Below are 16627 nucleotides of genomic sequence, written 5' to 3' on the forward strand. Positions count from 1 at the left end.
TCCACAGATTTCAGGCTTCCTCTGGCTTTTCGTCCTGAAGGCGCTCACTGTGGGTAGTGGATAAGGGAGTTCGGATGTACGTGCTGTGAGTGGGCGCGCGATGAATGGGGACGGCGCATGGATGCGATGCGGCTCATCGAGGCGAGCAGGTGCGCTCTGGCGCGGAGTCAGGAGTCCGGGGCCATCGTGGCGGAGGTGTGGCAGTCCCAGGCCCTGTCCCAGGCGATCGGCAGCCGCCTGGCGGTCACGGGGCCGCCGGAGTTACGCGGCGAGGCGCTGGGCCTGAGCGAGCTGAGCGGCAGAGGGTGCGCGGTCCTCGACCCCCGCCAGTCCGGCACGGAGGAGATACGCGCGGCGGGGCTGACGGAGATAGGCGATGCCCACGAAACCCTCCTCGGCCTGGGCGCCCTCCTCGGCGAAGTGGGCATCGCCCTGGTCACGGTCGCCATGGGCGCCGACGACGAGGGGGTGTACTGGCAGTGCATGGAAGCCATCGACGCCGCCGACGAGTCCAGGGACCGGGTCCTCGAAATGCTCCGCAGACTCGCGGCCCGCGAACGCAACGCGGTGTCTGGCGAGGGCGCCTTGGATCGGGGTAGGGGGGATCGGGTGACGGAGGGAAAGTCGCCCTCTTGCTGAGGGTGGGGGAGCAGGGCCCGGCGGGCGGCTACGGTCCGGGGGCTGGAACCAGCCCCGGGCGGGCTGGAACCAGCTTGGGGGCGGGCTGGAATCACCCTGGGTGGGCTGGAATCAGCCCGCCCGGCGTTTGAGGACGAGCGCGCCAGCGCGATCGGGGGAGGCACGGGGCGGGGTGCGCCGAGGTGCTGTGAGGGGGATGAGGCGCGGCGAGACGCATGAGGCGCTGCCCCCGGCTGCCGCAGGGCCCCGGCCGCCGCGGGGCCTCGGTGGCCGGGGCGGCCGGGGGCAGCCGGGGGCAGTCGGGGCAGCCGAGGTGGGTCCGGGGCGGCCGAGGCGGGCCGGGGGCGGCGGCGCCCTGCCGTCAGGCGGGACCGGGCTCCTCGCCGGCAGGCGGCCGCGCGGTCGTGGACTGCTGGAGGTCGGCGTCCAGTTGGGTCAGATCCGCGTTGAGCGCGGCCATCAGTTCCTCCATCTGCTGCAGCAGGCCCTTGGGCGCGCCCTGCTGACCGGCCGGGGCCTGCGCGCGAGCCTGCTCCGGCACCACCTCGTCGCGGGGCTGCTCCGGCGCGAGCGGGTCGTGCGCCTGCTCGGGCACGGCTTCCTGGGACATGACGGCCTCCTCGGCCCGCGCCCCGCCGCTGACCGGGGCGCGCCCCGGCCGGGCAAGGCAGTTGGTGCGGGGGACGCGTCGGCAGCGACCGCCGGCGCGGGTGCCGGGCGGTCCGGCTCCGCCGAGCCAACGATCTCCCGTGCGGCACAGTCACTGCGGCGGGCCCGCCCCGGTCGCCGGGTTGACGGATTTCACCCGACCGGGGCGGCGGCGGACCGGCGGGACAGGAGAGGTTGACGGGCGTTCGACCGTGCAGGATGGAGGTATGGATCTTCGCATCTTCACCGAGCCCCAGCAGGGGGCCACTTACGACACGCTGCTCACGGTCGCCAAGGCGACCGAGGACCTGGGCTTCGACGCCTTCTTCCGCTCCGACCACTATCTGCGCATGGGCTCGGTCGACGGCCTGCCCGGCCCCACGGACGCCTGGATCACGCTGGCCGGGCTCGCCCGCGAGACCCGGCGCATCCGGCTCGGCACGCTGATGACGGCGGGCACGTTCCGGCTGCCGGGCGTGCTCGCCATCCAGGTCGCGCAGGTGGACCAGATGTCGGGCGGCCGGGTCGAGCTGGGCCTGGGCGCGGGCTGGTTCGAGGACGAGCACAAGGCGTACGGCATCCCGTTCCCGAAGGAGAAGTTCGCGCGCCTGGAGGAGCAGCTCGCCATCGTCACCGGGCTGTGGGAGACCCCGCCGGGCGACAAGTTCTCGTACGACGGCACGCACTACCAGCTGACCGACTCGCCCGCGCTGCCCAAGCCCGCGCAGGCCAAGGTGCCGGTCCTGATCGGCGGTCACGGCGCGAAGCGCACGCCGCGCCTGGCCGCGCGGTACGCGGACGAGTTCAACATCCCGTTCGCCTCGGTGGCGGACAGCGAGCGGCAGTTCGGCCGGGTGCGGGCCGCCGCCGAGGAGGCCGGTCGCAAGGCCGACGACCTGGTGTACTCCAGCGCCCTGGTGGCGTGCGTGGGCAAGGACGACGCTGAGGTGGCCCGGCGCGCCGCCGTCATCGGGCGGGAGGTGGACGAGCTGAAGGCCAACGGGCTCGCTGGTTCCCCCGCCGAGGTCGTCGACAAGATCGGCCGCTATGCGGAGATCGGCGCGAGCCGGGTCTATCTGCAGTGCCTGGACCTGTCCGACCTGGACCACTTGGAGCTGATCTCGGCGCAGGTGCAGTCGCAGCTGTCGTAGTCGACGGCGGCTTGCGGCTCCGGTGCCGCCACCGGGCGGTGACGCGACCGAGGGCCCGCCGATGACTCGGCGGGCCCTCGCGTCAGCTACCGCTGGTCACTGCTCGGTGCTGCTAGCCACGGCCCTGGGTGGTGTGGGCGACGATGAAGTACTTGCCGCAGTCACCGCCGAACCGCCACTGGCCACGGCCCACCCACTTGCCGTAGATGGTCTTGCCGTTGCTGCAGTCGGTGACGGCGCGGGCCTGGCCACTCTTCACCTTGCAGGAGGCGGACCAGGTGTTGACCTTCATCTTCCAGTTGCCGCAGCTGTAGCTGCCGGCGGCGGAGGCGGGTGCGGCGGTGGCGAGGCCGCCGACGAGGAACGCGGCCGCGATGGACGTGGTCACGGCGCGGCGCGACACAGTGAGCTTCAAGGAAGTCTCCCCCAGAGATGCCCTGTCGGGCGAACGAAACGTGGTGCGGACACGGCGAAGCGTGTTCATGATCATTCTAAGGGTGGGGCCGGGCCCCCCGGAGCCGGGGGCGGGGCGGCCGTCGGGCCGGGGCCACGGATCACTGTGGTAGGAACGGACGGTGGCCGAGACACGGATCGATGTGGTGATCGCCGACGATCAGGAGCTGGTGCGCACCGGATTCAGCCTGATTCTGGGGGCCCAGCCGGGCATCACCGTGGTCGGTGCGGCGGCCGACGGGGTGGAGTGCATCGACATGGCGCGTCGGCTGCGCCCGGATGTGGTGCTCGCCGACATCCGCATGCCGCGCCTGGATGGTCTTGAAGTGGTGCGGCAGTTGGCCGGGCCGGGCGTGACCGATCCGCTGAACGTGGTGCTGATCACCACGTTCGACCAGGACGACTACGTGCGGACCGGGCTGCGGAACGGGGCGTGCGGGTTCCTCCTGAAGGACGCCTCACCGGGGCTGCTCGTGGAGGCGGTGCAGGCCGCGTCCCGTGGGGATGCCCTGGTGTCACCGGCGGTGACGGTGCGCCTGCTGCGGCGTCTTGAGGAGTCGGAGCGGGGCGCGGCGTCCGGGAACGCGGGGGCCGCCGGGCTCAGTGAGCGGGAGCTGGACATCGTGCGGCTGGTCGCGGTGGGGCGTACGAATCAGGAGATCTGCGACGAGCTGTTCCTGTCGTTGTCGACGGTGAAGACGTATCTGGCGCGGATCCAGGCCAAGCTGGCGGCCCGTAACCGGGTGGAGGTCGCGGCGTGGGCCTGGGAGCACGGCGTCGCGCACCCGGCGCGTTGACTCCCGGGCCGTCAGGGGCTCCCATCTCTTAAGGGGCTCCCGTCCCCTCAGTGATTCCCCGCCCCTCAGCGGTTCTCCGCCCCTCAGCGGCTCCCCGCCCCTCTCGGCGCCCCCGGCCCCTCAGCGTCCCGGCCCGTGGTCCTGGAGGGCGTCGGCGGCGGACGTCGCCAGTGGGAAGGCGGCCTCGACCTGCCAGCCGCCCTGGGGGAGCGCGCCGGTGCGCAGCGTCCCGTCCAGGGCCTCGACGCGTTCGCGCAGCCCGAGCAGGCCGAAGCCGCCGCGTCCACCCGCCGGGGTGGTGGCCCGGTGCGGGGCCGTGGTGTTGGTGACCGTCACCCGTAGCCAGGCGGGGTCCGCGTCGAGGCGGACCGTGGCGCGGGCGCCCGGGGCGTGCCGACGGACGTTGGTGAGGGCTTCCTGGACCAGCCGCTGCACCGAGATCTCGACTTCGGGGCCGAGGCGGGCGGTGCGGGCGGCCGCCGTGACGTCGAGCCGGGCGGGCGTGTCGCCGTCGGCGGTCGCGTGGGCGCAGTGGGCGGAGACGAGGTCGGCCAGCTCGGTGAGCAGATCGCCGGGGCGCAGCGCGGCATGGTTGTCCTCCCGCAGGACGCCCACCAGGCGGCGCATCGACTCCAGCGTCTCCGTGCCGGACCGGGCGATGTTGCGCAGCAGGGGATCCACCTGGTCGGGCGCGGTGCCCTGGATGGTCACGGCGGCATTGGCCTGGACGATGATGCCCGTCATGTGATGGGCGATCAGGTCGTGCAGGTCCCGGGCCAGGGCAAGGCGTTCCGTCTGGCGCACGTCGTGCACGGCCCGTTCCCTGCGCAGCTCCAGGGCGCGCAGGCCACAGCCGGTGGCGACGCAGATGGCCAGGGCCACGGTCAGGATGTAGCCGCCCGCGACGAAGGCGGACCAGGAACCACTGCGCAGCGGCAGCATCAGGACGGTGACGCACAGGGCGACGGTGGCCGCGATCGCGCGCGCCGGACGCCAGGCGTGGGCCGTGGCGCGGATGGTGAGGAAGAGCAGCCCGCAGGTCTCCAGCGCCCCCCACCACTGCAGGCCGGAGGAGTCGATCAGGGTCCACACGGTCAGGGTGAGGGAGATCGTCACGGCGCCGATGACGCGTCGGCCCAGGGCGAACGAGCGCGGCAGGCCGAGGACGGCGAGGCCGATCAGCGGCCCGGTGACGACCACGGGCAGCCATGCCGTCGGCGCCTGGAACGGATCGGGGTCGGCGATCCGCGCGGCGGCGAAGTCCCCGACCAGGATCAGCGTGAACGCGGTCAGGCTGCTGATCCTGAGGAGCCTGCCGTCGGCGGCCGGGTTGAGGGGGAGTTTCCAGTCCACGCCGATCAGCGTAGGAGCGGAAGCGGAGGCCCGTGTCGGCCGAATGACCGACAGGCAGGTGCGGGAAGGGTCCGCACGGCCGACGGAACGAGCCCCCGTCCGGCGGAACCCTGGTGACCACGGCGGCCGGTGACCTACCCCCGGGGCCCGGCCGCCGCCCCGCACGTCCCGCGACCGGGGGCAACGCACGGCCGCTGTGACCACATCGGCCCGCCGCGACCCAGCAGCCGGGCCCCGGGCCGTCAGCGGCCGGGCCAAGGCCGGCCGCACCCGTGGCCGGGCCCCGCCTGCTCGCACCGACAGACAGAGAGTGATCGCACCCCCTCATGGCCACCTTCCTGCACCGCATCGGCCGGACCGCCTTCAGGCGACGCTGGCTGGTCGTCCTCCTCTGGGCGCTCGTCCTCGGTGCCGTGGGCGTCGGCGCCGCCAACGGCTCGGGCCCGCAGACGTCCAACGTCACCCTCCCCGGCACGGAGGCACAGCGAGCCAACGACCTGCTGGAGAAGCAGTTCCCGGCCGCCAACGCCGATGGCGCCTCCGCCCGCGTCGTCCTGCGGGCCCCCGGCGGGGAGAAGATCGGCAGCGCCGACAACAGAGCGGCACTCAAGGCGACGCTCGCCGAGGTGAAGAAGTCCTCCGCGCACATCGCCAAGGTCAGCGACCCCTTCGCGGCGAAGGCGGTCAGCGCGAACGGCAGCACCGCCTACTCCCAGGTCACGTACAGCGTGCCGGACGTGGACCTGACGGACCGTGATCACTCGGGCCTCGACAAGGCGTTGGAGTCGGGCCGCGACCAGGGTCTGACGGTAGAGGCGTCCGGGAACGCGCTGCAGCCCCCCGAGGAGAGCCACAGCGCGGAGGTCATCGGCTTCGCCCTGGCCGCCGTCATCCTCCTCATCACCTTCGGCTCCCTGGTCGCCGCCGGGCTTCCGCTGGTGACCGCGCTGGTCGGGGTGGCCGTGAGCATGACCGCCATCACGGCGCTCAGCGGGCCGTTCGACCTCAACAGCAACGCCTCGGTCCTGGCCACGATGCTCGGGATCGCCGTCGGCATCGACTACGCCCTGTTCATCGTGTCCCGCTACCGCTCCGAACGCGCCGACGGCTACGACGCCGAGGAAGCCGCCGCCCGCGCCAACGGCACCGCCGGATCGGCCGTCGTCTTCGCCGGCCTCACGGTCGTGATCGCTCTCGCGGGTCTGGCCGTGGTGAACCTGTCCATCCTGACCGCGATGGGCCTGGCCGCCGCCGGGGCGGTCGCCGTCGCCGTGCTCGTCGCCGTCACGCTGATGCCCGCGCTGCTCGGCTTCGCCGGTGAACGCGTGGTCGGCAGGGGCCGCAAGCGATTCACCCGCCGCTTCTTCCCCGGCCGCGCCGAGGCGTCCGCCACGGGCCCTGCGGAGGCGTCCGCCACCCGCCCGGCCGAGGCGTCCGCCACTCGTCCCACCCCGGCGGGGCCCGCCAGGACGGGGCTGGCGCAGCGCTGGATCGCGTTCGTGCTGCGCAAGCCCGCGAAGGTCCTGGTCCTTGCGGTACTCGCCCTCGGCGTGATCGCCCTGCCCGCCACGAAGCTCGAACTCGGGCTGCCGGACGACGGCTCCAAGACCGCCTCCTCCACCCAGCGCAAGGCGTACGACATGCTGTCGCAGTCGTTCGGCCCCGGCTTCAACGGCCCGCTCACGGTGACCGTCGACAACCAGGATCCCGCCGTGACCCGCACCGGGGCGGCGGCGTTGGGAAAGTCCCTGAAGGAACTGCGCGATGTGACCGCCGTGACCCCGGCCGTCTTCAACAAGGCGGGCGACACCGCACTCTTCACGGTCGTCCCCAAGAGCGCGCCGGGCAGTGACGCCACCAAGGAACTCGTCGGCGACATCCGCTCCCTGGCCGACCGCACCGGGGCGGACACGGGCGCCCGCGCCCTGGTGACCGGCACGACGGCCCTCAACATCGACGTCTCCGACAAGTTCAGCAAGGCGATCGTGCCCTACCTCGCGCTCGTCGTCGGTCTCGCCGTCCTCGTCCTGATCCTGGTGTTCCGCTCGATCCTGGTGCCCCTCAAGGCCGCCCTGGGCTTCCTGCTCTCCGTCCTCGCCTCGTTGGGCGCGATCGTCGCGGTCTTCCAGTGGGGCTGGCTGAAGGACCTGATCGGCCTGGAGCAGACCGGCCCCCTCATGAGCCTCATGCCCATCCTGATGGTCGGCATCGTGTTCGGCCTGGCCATGGACTACCAGGTGTTCCTGGTGACCCGCATGCGGGAGGCGTACGTCCACGGCGCCGACGCGCGGACGGCGGTGGCGGAGGGGTTCCGGCACAGCGCGACCGTCGTCACCGTCGCGGCCCTCATCATGATCACGGTCTTCGCCGGGTTCATCGGCTCCGAGGACGCCATGATCAAGGCACTGGGCTTCGGCCTCGCGGTCGCCGTCGCCTTCGACGCGTTCGTCGTCCGCATGACGATCGTGCCCGCCGCTCTCGCCCTCCTCGGCAAGCGCGCCTGGTCCCTGCCCGGGTGGCTCGACCGGATCCTGCCCCATGTCGACATCGAGGGGGAGAAGCTGGCGCGCGCCGAGCCCGCACCGCCCCAGTCGGAGCAGCCGGAGCGGCCGGGTCACCGGCCCGCGCACGACTACAGCGGACGGAGCTGAGCGGCAGGGGGTGGTGCCTGCCCCGGCGCCACCCCCTCGCCGGGGCGGGGCGGGGCGAGTCGTGCCGGGCCCGGTACCCCCTCGCCGGGGCGCAGCAGGGCGCGAGGTGCGCGTGAGCGGCAGGAGCCGAGGGCTGGTCAGCCCGTGCGTCCCTGGTCCAGGCTGTCCCTGCCTGACCCGACGCGCCCGCCCCGCCCCTGCCCGCCGCGCCGCACCCCGCCCCAGGAGCCGCCCATGCCCAGTCCCCGCTTCGCCGTCCTCGGTGCCGGCAGCATCGGCTGTCACCTCGGCGGCCACCTCGTCGCCGCCGGGCACGACGTGACCTTCATCGGCCGGACGGCCGCGATGGAAACCCTGGCCGAGCGGGGACTCACCCTCAGCAGCTCCACCCGCCCGCCCGTGCACCTCACGCCGGACCGGTTGACGCTGGCCACCGGGCCCGAAGCGGCAGCGGGCGCCGACCATGTGCTGGTCACCGTGAAGAGCGCCGACACCGAGGCCGCCGCCAGGGACCTCGCCGCCCATCTCGACCCCGGTGCCGTCGTGGTGAGCTTCCAGAACGGGCTGCGCAACCCCGCCACCCTGCGGGCCGCACTCCCCGGCCACACCGTGCTTGCCGGGATGGTGCCGTACAACGTGCTGCGGTCCGAGCCGGGCACCGTGCACCAGGGCATGCCGGGCCTGCTCATGGCCGAGCCCGACGACACGCTCCTCGCCGCCTGCCACGCGGCGGGCCTGGCCATCGAGGCGCGCACCGACATGTCCGAAGTGCAGCACTCCAAGCTCCTGATGAACCTCAACAACGCGGTCAACGCCCTGTCCGGCCTGCCGCTGCGCGACCAGCTCGGCCTGCGGGCCTACCGCGGCTGCCTCGCCCTGTGCCAGCGCGAGGCCCTCGCCGCCTACCGCGCCGCCGGGGTCGCGCCCGCCCGCCTCGGCCCCATCGCGCCCGGCGCCGTCCCGTTCGTCCTCGGGCTCCCCGACGCCGTCTTCCGCCGGGTGGCGGCGGCGTCCCTGCGGACCGACGCCCACGCGCGCTCCTCGATGTGGGAGGACCTGCGCTGCGGCCGCCCCACGGAGGTCGACTCCCTGCAGGGCGAGATCGTCGACCTCGCCGCCGCACACGGACAGCGCGCCCCCGCGAACGCCCGCCTGGCCGCTCTGGTGCACGAGGCGGAGTCCGTGCCGCGTACGTGGACGGGACCCGAGCTGTACGCCGAGCTGCGCGCGGCACGTTGAGGCCCGGCGCGCCGAACCGGGCCCGGGCCGAGCGGTAATTCGCGCGTGCGTCCGGGGGCTTCGCTGTACGTTTGTGCAGGTGCGCCGGGAAGAGGGTGGTGCGCGGCGAGAGGTCGTGCGCCGCGGCGCACGCGACAGATACGGGGGGTTGAGGAGCAGGCCGGGGCCGCGGCGAAAGACGCGTGCCAGGCCCGCAGGGGCGTGATCTGCCACCCCTTCGCGCAGGGACGGTCGGCCGACGAGGGAACGGTCGGGCCGACGCGCCGAGCGACAGACAGCCCAGCACGCATCCATGGCCCAGACGGCCCATCGAGTCCACGGCTCAGATTGCTTATCGAGGCATACCCATGTTCTTGACGATCAGCACCACCGGTACACCGGAACGCCCCGCGACCGACCTCGGGTTCCTGCTGCACAAGCATCCCGGCAAGGCGCAGGCGTTCACCACGTCCTACGGGCAGGCGCACGTCTTCTACCCCGAGGCGACCGCGGAGCGCTGCACGGCCGCGCTCCTGCTGGAAGTGGACCCGGTGACGCTGGCGCGGCGCGTCAGGGGCGCCACCAAGGGCCGGGGCGGCGCGGCGGACGCGGCGCTCGCGCAGTACGTGAACGACCGTCCGTACGCCGCCTCCTCGCTGTTCGCCGTCGCCCTGAGCAACGTGTTCTCCAGCGCCGTGCGCGGCGTGTGCAAGGCCCTGCCGGAGCGGGCGGCGCAGCCGCTGCCGCTGCGCGTGGAGGTGCCCGCGCTGCCCGCGCGCGGCGGGGCGGTCCTGGTCCGGGCGCTGTTCGAGCCGCTGGGCTGGACGGTGAGCGCCGATCCGGTGCCGCTGGACGAGCGCTTCCCGGAGTGGGGCGACTCGCGGTACGTACGCCTCGTCCTCGAGGTGCCGGACGGCAGGCTGACCCTCGGTGAGGCGCTGCGCCACCTGTACGTGCTACTTCCGGTGCTCGACGACGCCAAGCACTACTGGGTCTCCGCCGACGAGGTCGACAAGCTGCTGCGCGCCGGGGACGGCTGGCTCGCCGACCACCCCGAGCAGAAGCTGATCACCAACCGCTATCTGGCCCGCCGCTGGTCGCTGACCCGCGAGGCCATGGAGCGACTCGAACTGGCACGGCTCGCCGACGCCGACGACACGGCCGTCGAGGAGATCGACAACGCCGTCACCGACGAGGGGCCGGACGCGGAGGACAGGCCCGCGCCGCTCGCCGCGCAGCGCCGCGAGGCGATCCTCGACGCCCTCGGCGCGGCGGGCGCCGCCCGGGTACTCGACCTCGGCTGCGGCCAGGGCGAGTTGATCAAGGCGCTGCTCAAGGACGTGCGGTACACGGAGATCGTGGGCGTCGACGTGTCGATGCGCGCGCTCACCGTCGCGTCCCGGCGGCTCAAGCTGGACCGCATGGGCGAGCGGCAGGCGGAGCGCGTGACGCTCCTCCAGGGCTCGCTCGCGTACACCGACAAGCGCCTCAAGGGGTACGACGCGGCGGTGCTCTGCGAGGTCGTCGAGCACGTCGACCCGGAGCGGCTCTCGGCGCTCGCGTACGCGGTGTTCGGCTCGGCCCGCCCCCGCACCGTGCTCGTGACCACGCCGAACGTCGAGTACAACGTCCGCTGGGAGTCGCTCCCCGCCGGCCACGCCCGGCACGGCGACCACCGCTTCGAGTGGACCCGCGCGGAGTTCGGGCAGTGGGCGGACGGGGTCGCCCGACAGCACGGGTACGGGGTGGAGTTCGTCGCCGTCGGCCCCGACGACCCCGAGGTGGGACCGCCGACGCAGATGGCGGTGTTCACGAGGACGGACGGCGTCGCCGAGGGCGGCACCGGCAGCGGGACCGGCAACGGGAAGGGAGTGAAGGCGGCATGACGAACCTGAACAGCGGGGCCACCTCGGCCGAGGGCTCGGACCGAGCACCGCGGCCCGGCGACCGCGCCACCCGCGAGACCACCGTGGACCCGGCCCGCGAGACCACCGTGGACCCGGCCCGCGAGGCCGCCACGGACCCGGCTCGCGAGAGCGCCGTGGACCCCGCTCGCGAAGCTGCTACGGCCCCGGCCCGCGAGGCCCCCGCAGCCCCGGCCCGTGAAGCCGCCACCCCCTGCGCGCCCGAAGCCCCCGCGGCGGCCCCCCGCCGCCTCCCCGTCACCGACCTCTCCCTCGTCGTCCTCATCGGCGCCTCCGGCGCGGGCAAGTCCACCTTCGCCCGCCGCCACTTCAAGCCGACCGAGGTGCTGTCCAGCGACTTCTGCCGGGGCCTCGTCGCCGACGACGAGAACGACCAGGGCGCGAGCGGCGACGCCTTCGACGTGCTGCACTACATCGCGGGCAAGCGGCTCGCGGCCGGGCGCCGTACCGTCGTCGACGCGACCAGCGTGCAGTCCGACAGCCGCAAGCAGCTGGTCGAGCTGGCCAGACGGCACGACGTGCTGCCCATCGCCGTGGTCCTCGACGTGCCCGAGGACGTGTGCGCCGCGCGCAATGCCGCGCGGGCCGACCGGGCCGGGATGCCGCGCCGGGTCATCCAGCGCCACCAGCGCGAACTGCGGCGCTCGCTCAAGCACTTGGAGCGCGAGGGCTTCCGCAAGGTGCATGTCCTGCGGGGCGTGGCGGAGGTCGAGAGCGCCGAGGTCGTCACCGAGCGGCGCTTCAACGACCTCACGCACCTGACCGGACCGTTCGACATCATCGGCGACATCCACGGCTGCGCGAACGAGCTGGAGACCCTGCTCGGCAGGCTCGGTTACGTCGACGGGGCGCACCCGGAGGGCCGCACCGCCGTGTTCGTCGGCGACCTCGTCGACCGCGGCCCGGACAGCCCGGGCGTCCTCCGCCGCGTCATGGGGATGGTCGCCGACGGCACCGCCCTGTGCGTACCGGGCAACCACGAGAACAAGCTCGGCCGGTATCTGAAGGGCCGCGGCGTCCAGCACACCCACGGCCTCGCCGAGACCATCGCGCAGCTGGCGGCGGAGGACGCGCGGGACCCGGACTTCCGGCCCCGGGTGCGGGCGTTCGTGGACGGGCTCGTCAGCCACTACGTCCTCGACGGCGGCCGCCTCGTCGTGTGCCACGCGGGCCTGCCGGAGAAGTACCACGGCCGCACCTCGGGCCGGGTGCGCTCGCACGCCCTGTACGGCGACACCACCGGCGAGACCGACGAGTTCGGCCTGCCCGTGCGCTACCCGTGGGCGGAGGACTACCGGGGCAAGGCGGCCGTGGTCTACGGCCACACCCCGGTGCCGACGGCGACCTGGCTGAACAACACCATCTGCCTGGACACCGGCGCGGTGTTCGGCGGCAAGCTCACCGCGCTGCGCTGGCCGGAGCGCGAGCTGGTCGACGTACCGGCGGAGCGGGTCTGGTACGAGCCGACGCGCCCGCTGCGCACCGACGCGCCCGGCGGCCACGACGGCCGTCCGCTCGACCTCGGTGACGTGCACGGCCGCCGTGCCGTGGAGACCCGGCACGCGGGGCGCGTCACCGTGCGCGAGGAGAACGCCGCCGCCGCGCTCGAAGTGATGAGCCGCTTCGCCGTCGACCCGCGTCTCCTTCCGTACCTGCCGCCGACGATGGCGCCCACCGCCACCTCCCGGCGGGACGGCTATCTGGAGCACCCGGAGGACGCGTTCGCGCAGTACGCGGCCGACGGCGTCGCCCGGGTCGTGTGCGAGGAGAAGCACATGGGCTCCCGCGCGGTGGCCCTGGTGTGCCGGGACGCGGACGTGGCGCGCGAGCGGTTCGGCGTAGGGGGTACCTCCCACGCCGTTTCAGGCAGTGGGGGAGGGCCGACGGGCGCGCTCGTCACCCGTACCGGCCGCCCGTTCCTGAACGACCCCGACCGCACCGAGGCGCTGCTCGGCCGGGTGCGGGACGCCGCCGACGCCGCCGGACTCTGGGCGGAGCTGGAGACGGACTGGCTGCTGCTCGACGCGGAGCTGCTGCCGTGGTCGCTGAAGGCGTCGGGGCTGCTCCGCACGCAGTACGCGGCCGTGGGCGCCGCGTCCGGCGCGGTCTTCCCGGGCGCCCTCACCGCTCTTGAGGCGGCCGTCGCCCGTGGCGTGGACGTCCAGGGCCTGCTCGGCAAGCAGCGCGAACGCGCCGCGGACGCGGCCGCGTTCACCGACGCCTACCGCCGCTACTGCTGGCCGACCGACGGCCTGGACGGCGTGCACCTCGCGCCGTTCCAGATCCTCGCCGTCCAGGGCCGCAGCCTCGCCGGTCTGCCCCACGACCGGCAACTGGCCCTGCTCGACCGCATGGTGGAACACGACACCACGGGCCTGCTGCGCACCACGCGGCGCCTGTACGTCGACACCGGCGACGCCGAGTCGGTGCGCGCGGGCGTCGACTGGTGGCTGGAGATGACCGGGCGCGGCGGCGAGGGCATGGTCGTCAAGCCGGTCGGCGCGCTGGTCCGCGACGGCAAGGGGCGCCTGGTGCAGCCCGGCATCAAGTGCCGCGGCCGGGAGTACCTGCGGATCATCTACGGCCCGGAGTACACCCGGCCGGAGAACCTGGAGAAGCTGCGTGGCCGCACCCTCGGCCACAAGCGCTCGCTGGCGATCCGGGAGTACGCGCTCGGCCTGGAGGCCCTGGACCGGCTCGCGGAGGGCGAGCCGCTGTGGCGGGTCCACGAGGCGGTGTTCGCGGTGCTCGCGCTGGAATCGGAGCCCGTGGATCCGCGGCTCTGAGGCGCAAATGTCGCGTTTTGGGCGTCCGTGTCCTGCCTGGCGGGACGCCCAAAACGCGCCGTCGGGCGCGTGACGCGGCCCCGGTGGGGTGAGGATGGGGACATGGGATTCCATGTCGACTCCGAGGCCGGGCGCTTGCGCAGTGTGATCCTGCACCGTCCGGACCTGGAGCTGAAGCGCCTCACGCCGACCAACAAGGACGCGTTGCTGTTCGACGACGTGCTGTGGGTGCGGCGGGCAAGACAAGAACACGACGGCTTCGCCGACGTGCTGCGCGACCGGGGAGTGACGGTCCACCTCTTCGGTGATCTGCTCACCGAGGCGCTGGACGTGCCGGCCGCGCGGCTGCTCGTCCTGGACCGCGTCTTCGACGAGAAGGAGTACGGCCCGCTCGCCACCGACCACCTGCGGGCGAGCTTCGAGTCGCTGCCGTCCGCGGAGCTCGCCGAGTTCCTGATCGGCGGCATGACCAAGCGGGAGTATCTGGAGCGGCACCCGGAGCCGACGTCCGTGCGCTTCCACTGCATGGACATGGACGACTTCCTGCTCGGCCCGCTGCCCAACCACCTGTTCACCCGCGACACCTCCGCCTGGATCTACGACGGCGTGTCCATCAACGCGATGCGCTGGCCCGCCCGGCAGCGCGAGACCGTCCACTTCGAAGCGATCTACCAGCACCACCCGCTCTTCCACAACCAGGGCTTCCACCTCTGGTCGCAGGGCCAGGCCGACTACCCGTCCACCATCGAGGGCGGCGACGTGCTGGTCCTCGGCAACGGCGCCGTGCTGATCGGCATGAGCGAGCGCACCAAGCCGCAGGCCGTCGAGATGCTCGCGCACAAGCTGTTCGCCGCCGGTTCCGCGACCTCGATCGTGGCCCTGGACATGCCCAAGCGCCGGGCCTTCATGCACCTGGACACGGTCATGACGATGGTCGACGGAGATACGTTCACGCAGTACGCGGGCCTCGGCATGCTGCCCTCGTACACCATCGAACCGGGCGTCGACGAGCGCGAGTTGAAGGTCACCGACCACCCGCCGGAGCACATGCACCGCGCCATCGCCGCCTCGCTCGGCCTCGGCGGCATCCGCGTCCTCACCGCCACCCAGGACGTGCACGCCGCCGAGCGGGAGCAGTGGGACGACGGCTGCAACGTGCTCGCGGTCGAGCCGGGCGTCGTGGTGGCGTACGAGCGGAACGCGACCACCAACACGTACCTGCGCAAGCAGGGCATCGAGGTGATAGAGATCCCCGGCAGCGAGCTGGGCCGGGGCCGGGGCGGCCCGCGCTGCATGAGCTGTCCGGTGCGGCGGGACCCGGTGGGCTAGGCGCGGCCGGGGGAGCGGCGGGCCGGGGGCGAGGTCGCTGACGGGGGCGCGGCGGGGGAGGGTGAGCGGGGAGGGCGGGCGCGGGGGCCTGCATATAAATGTGAAAGATCGTATAGACTTTCAAGGGTTCCCTGCCCGCCTCGACGCATCGCGTACCCCAGGAGCGCCCCATGGCGACGACAGCCACGACCGACCTCACCGGCCGCCACTTCCTCAAGGAGCTGGACTTCACCGCCGACGAGTTCCGCGGCCTGCTCGCCCTGGCCGCGGAACTGAAGGCGGCCAAGAAGGCCGGGACCGAGACCCGGCGCCTGTCCGGCAAGAACATCGCGCTGATCTTCGAGAAGGCGTCCACCCGGACCCGCTGCGCCTTCGAGGTGGCCGCCGCCGACCAGGGCGCCGCCACGACGTACATCGACCCCTCCGGGGCGCACATCGGCAAGAAGGAGTCCGTACGGGACACCGCCCGCGTCCTCGGCCGGATGTTTGACGCCATCCAGTTCCGCGGCGACGCCCAGGACACCGTCGAGACGCTGGCCGCACACGCGGGCGTGCCCGTCTACAACGGCCTGACCGACGCCTGGCACCCCACGCAGATGCTCGCCGACGTCCTCACGATGACCGAGCACTGCGCCAAGCCCCTGGACCGCGTCACCCTCGCCTACCTCGGCGACGCCCGCCTGAACATGGGCAACTCCTACCTGGTCACCGGCGCCCTGCTCGGCATGGACGTACGGATCGTGGCGCCCCGGGCGTACTGGCCCGCGGCGGACGTCGTCGCCCGGGCACGGGAGCTCGCCGCGTCCACCGGCGCGCGGATCGCGCTCACCGAGGACGTCACCGAGGGCGTCGCGGGCGCCGACTTCGTCGCCACCGACGTGTGGGTGTCGATGGGGGAGCCCGCCGAGGTCTGGGACGAGCGCATCACCGCCCTCGCTCCGTACGCGGTCACGATGGACGTCCTGCGCGCCACCGGCAACGCCGGCGTGAAGTTCCTGCACTGCCTGCCCGCCTTCCACGACCTGGCCACACAGGTCGGGCGCGAGGTGGCCGAGCGGCACGGGCGGGACTCGCTGGAGGTCACGGACGAGGTCTTCGAGTCGGCGCACTCGGTCGTCTTCGACGAGGCGGAGAACCGGATGCACACGATCAAGGCGGTGCTGGTGGCGACGCTCGCCTGAGGCGGGTGGCGCCGGGACCTGGGGCCCGCCGGACAGGCCCTAGTGGTCGGCCGGGGCCCGCAGCGTGAACCACACGGCCTTGCCGGACTCCGTGGGCCGGTGGCCGCAGGACGAGCTGAGGGTGCGGATGAGGAGCAGGCCGCGGCCGTGCTCCTGCCAGGGGTCGGGCTCGTCGTCCGGCGACGGGTCGGTGAGGTCGCCCGGCGGGATCGGGCTGGAGTCGCGCACCTCGACCTGGCAGCTGGTCGGCAGCAGCTCGATGACCAGCTCTATCGGGTCGTGCCCCGGGGCGTGCTCCACGGCGTTGGCGACCAGCTCGGCGGTGAGCAGCTCCGCGGTGTCGGTGTCCGCGGTGGAGCCGATGTCGACGAGGGCCGTACGGACCAGGGCGCGCGCGATCGGCACGGCCGCCACGGTGTGCGGCAGTCCGATGCGCCAGGAGGCGGGAGCGTGCGGTTCGGGCAAGGCGGGTCCGTTCGGCGAGCAGGTGATCCCG

The 16627-nt window shown here is 73.2% G+C and carries 13 protein-coding genes; 9 read left to right on the top strand and 4 right to left on the bottom strand.

All coding sequences use genetic code 11. The features are described from left to right. Window positions 1-117: 117 nt before the first annotated feature. On the top strand, window positions 118-639 hold the full coding sequence (locus IE274_RS10495; RefSeq protein WP_190115391.1) for a DUF6099 family protein: 522 nt from the start codon (window positions 118-120) through the stop codon (window positions 637-639). 361 nt (window positions 640-1000) lie between these two features. On the opposite strand, the gene IE274_RS10500 is transcribed toward IE274_RS10495, so the two are convergent. Beyond that, window positions 1001-1249, bottom strand: coding sequence for a hypothetical protein (locus IE274_RS10500; RefSeq protein ID WP_233103348.1), 249 nt, complete (start codon window positions 1247-1249; stop codon window positions 1001-1003). Between the two features lie 265 nt (window positions 1250-1514). On the opposite strand from IE274_RS10500, the gene IE274_RS10505 reads away from it, so the two are divergent. Continuing rightward, entirely contained in the window at window positions 1515-2438 is a 924-nt protein-coding gene (locus IE274_RS10505; protein WP_190115392.1) for an LLM class F420-dependent oxidoreductase, read from the top strand. Between the two features lie 112 nt (window positions 2439-2550). Here the strand turns inward: IE274_RS10505 and IE274_RS10510 are convergent, their stop codons facing one another. Beyond that, a complete protein-coding gene (locus tag IE274_RS10510) occupies window positions 2551-2853 on the bottom strand; it encodes a hypothetical protein (protein ID WP_229909445.1) in 303 nt (100 codons plus the stop codon). A 160-nt stretch (window positions 2854-3013) separates the two neighbouring features. On the opposite strand from IE274_RS10510, the gene IE274_RS10515 reads away from it, so the two are divergent. Continuing rightward, window positions 3014-3688, top strand: coding sequence for a response regulator (locus tag IE274_RS10515; protein ID WP_190115393.1), 675 nt, complete (start codon window positions 3014-3016; stop codon window positions 3686-3688). A gap of 120 nt (window positions 3689-3808) precedes the next feature. On the opposite strand, the gene IE274_RS10520 is transcribed toward IE274_RS10515, so the two are convergent. Beyond that, on the bottom strand, window positions 3809-5041 hold the full coding sequence (locus IE274_RS10520) for a sensor histidine kinase (protein ID WP_190115394.1): 1233 nt from the start codon (window positions 5039-5041) through the stop codon (window positions 3809-3811). A gap of 326 nt (window positions 5042-5367) precedes the next feature. On the opposite strand from IE274_RS10520, the gene IE274_RS10525 reads away from it, so the two are divergent. From IE274_RS10525 to argF, 6 genes are all read left to right on the top strand, one after another. Further along, window positions 5368-7692 carry an MMPL family transporter gene (locus IE274_RS10525; protein ID WP_190115395.1) on the top strand — a complete coding sequence of 775 codons (2325 nt, stop codon included), beginning with the start codon at window positions 5368-5370 and terminating at the stop codon, window positions 7690-7692. Between the two features lie 234 nt (window positions 7693-7926). Continuing rightward, window positions 7927-8931, top strand: a complete 1005-nt coding sequence (locus IE274_RS10530) for a 2-dehydropantoate 2-reductase (RefSeq protein WP_190115396.1) — start codon at window positions 7927-7929, stop codon at window positions 8929-8931. Between the two features lie 347 nt (window positions 8932-9278). Next, window positions 9279-10796 carry a 3' terminal RNA ribose 2'-O-methyltransferase Hen1 gene (locus IE274_RS10535; RefSeq protein WP_190115397.1) on the top strand — a complete coding sequence of 506 codons (1518 nt, stop codon included), beginning with the start codon at window positions 9279-9281 and terminating at the stop codon, window positions 10794-10796. Next, window positions 10793-13621 carry a polynucleotide kinase-phosphatase gene (locus IE274_RS10540; protein ID WP_229909446.1) on the top strand — a complete coding sequence of 943 codons (2829 nt, stop codon included), beginning with the start codon at window positions 10793-10795 and terminating at the stop codon, window positions 13619-13621. Before IE274_RS10535 ends, IE274_RS10540 begins: the two co-directional genes overlap by 4 nt. A gap of 102 nt (window positions 13622-13723) precedes the next feature. Continuing rightward, window positions 13724-14950, top strand: a complete 1227-nt coding sequence (locus IE274_RS10545; RefSeq protein ID WP_190115398.1) for an arginine deiminase — start codon at window positions 13724-13726, stop codon at window positions 14948-14950. Between the two features lie 170 nt (window positions 14951-15120). Then, entirely contained in the window at window positions 15121-16131 is a 1011-nt protein-coding gene (gene argF / locus IE274_RS10550; RefSeq protein ID WP_190115399.1) for an ornithine carbamoyltransferase, read from the top strand. A gap of 39 nt (window positions 16132-16170) precedes the next feature. On the opposite strand, the gene IE274_RS10555 is transcribed toward argF, so the two are convergent. Continuing rightward, window positions 16171-16623, bottom strand: a complete 453-nt coding sequence (locus IE274_RS10555) for an ATP-binding protein (RefSeq protein WP_372447141.1) — start codon at window positions 16621-16623, stop codon at window positions 16171-16173. Window positions 16624-16627 lie beyond the last annotated feature (4 nt).

Origin of the sequence: Streptomyces flavofungini, from assembly GCF_014650815.1 — a bacterium.
Lineage (GTDB): Bacteria > Actinomycetota > Actinomycetes > Streptomycetales > Streptomycetaceae > Streptomyces > Streptomyces flavofungini.

Coding starts and splice junctions, on each gene's coding strand:
- IE274_RS10495 (WP_190115391.1), top strand. CDS start 118: ATGGATGCGATGCGGCTCATCGAGGCGAGCAGGTGCGCTCTGGCGCGG.
- IE274_RS10500 (WP_233103348.1), bottom strand. CDS start 1,249: ATGTCCCAGGAAGCCGTGCCCGAGCAGGCGCACGACCCGCTCGCGCCG.
- IE274_RS10505 (WP_190115392.1), top strand. CDS start 1,515: ATGGATCTTCGCATCTTCACCGAGCCCCAGCAGGGGGCCACTTACGAC.
- IE274_RS10525 (WP_190115395.1), top strand. CDS start 5,368: ATGGCCACCTTCCTGCACCGCATCGGCCGGACCGCCTTCAGGCGACGC.
- IE274_RS10530 (WP_190115396.1), top strand. CDS start 7,927: ATGCCCAGTCCCCGCTTCGCCGTCCTCGGTGCCGGCAGCATCGGCTGT.
- IE274_RS10535 (WP_190115397.1), top strand. CDS start 9,279: ATGTTCTTGACGATCAGCACCACCGGTACACCGGAACGCCCCGCGACC.
- IE274_RS10540 (WP_229909446.1), top strand. CDS start 10,793: ATGACGAACCTGAACAGCGGGGCCACCTCGGCCGAGGGCTCGGACCGA.
- IE274_RS10545 (WP_190115398.1), top strand. CDS start 13,724: ATGGGATTCCATGTCGACTCCGAGGCCGGGCGCTTGCGCAGTGTGATC.
- argF (WP_190115399.1), top strand. CDS start 15,121: ATGGCGACGACAGCCACGACCGACCTCACCGGCCGCCACTTCCTCAAG.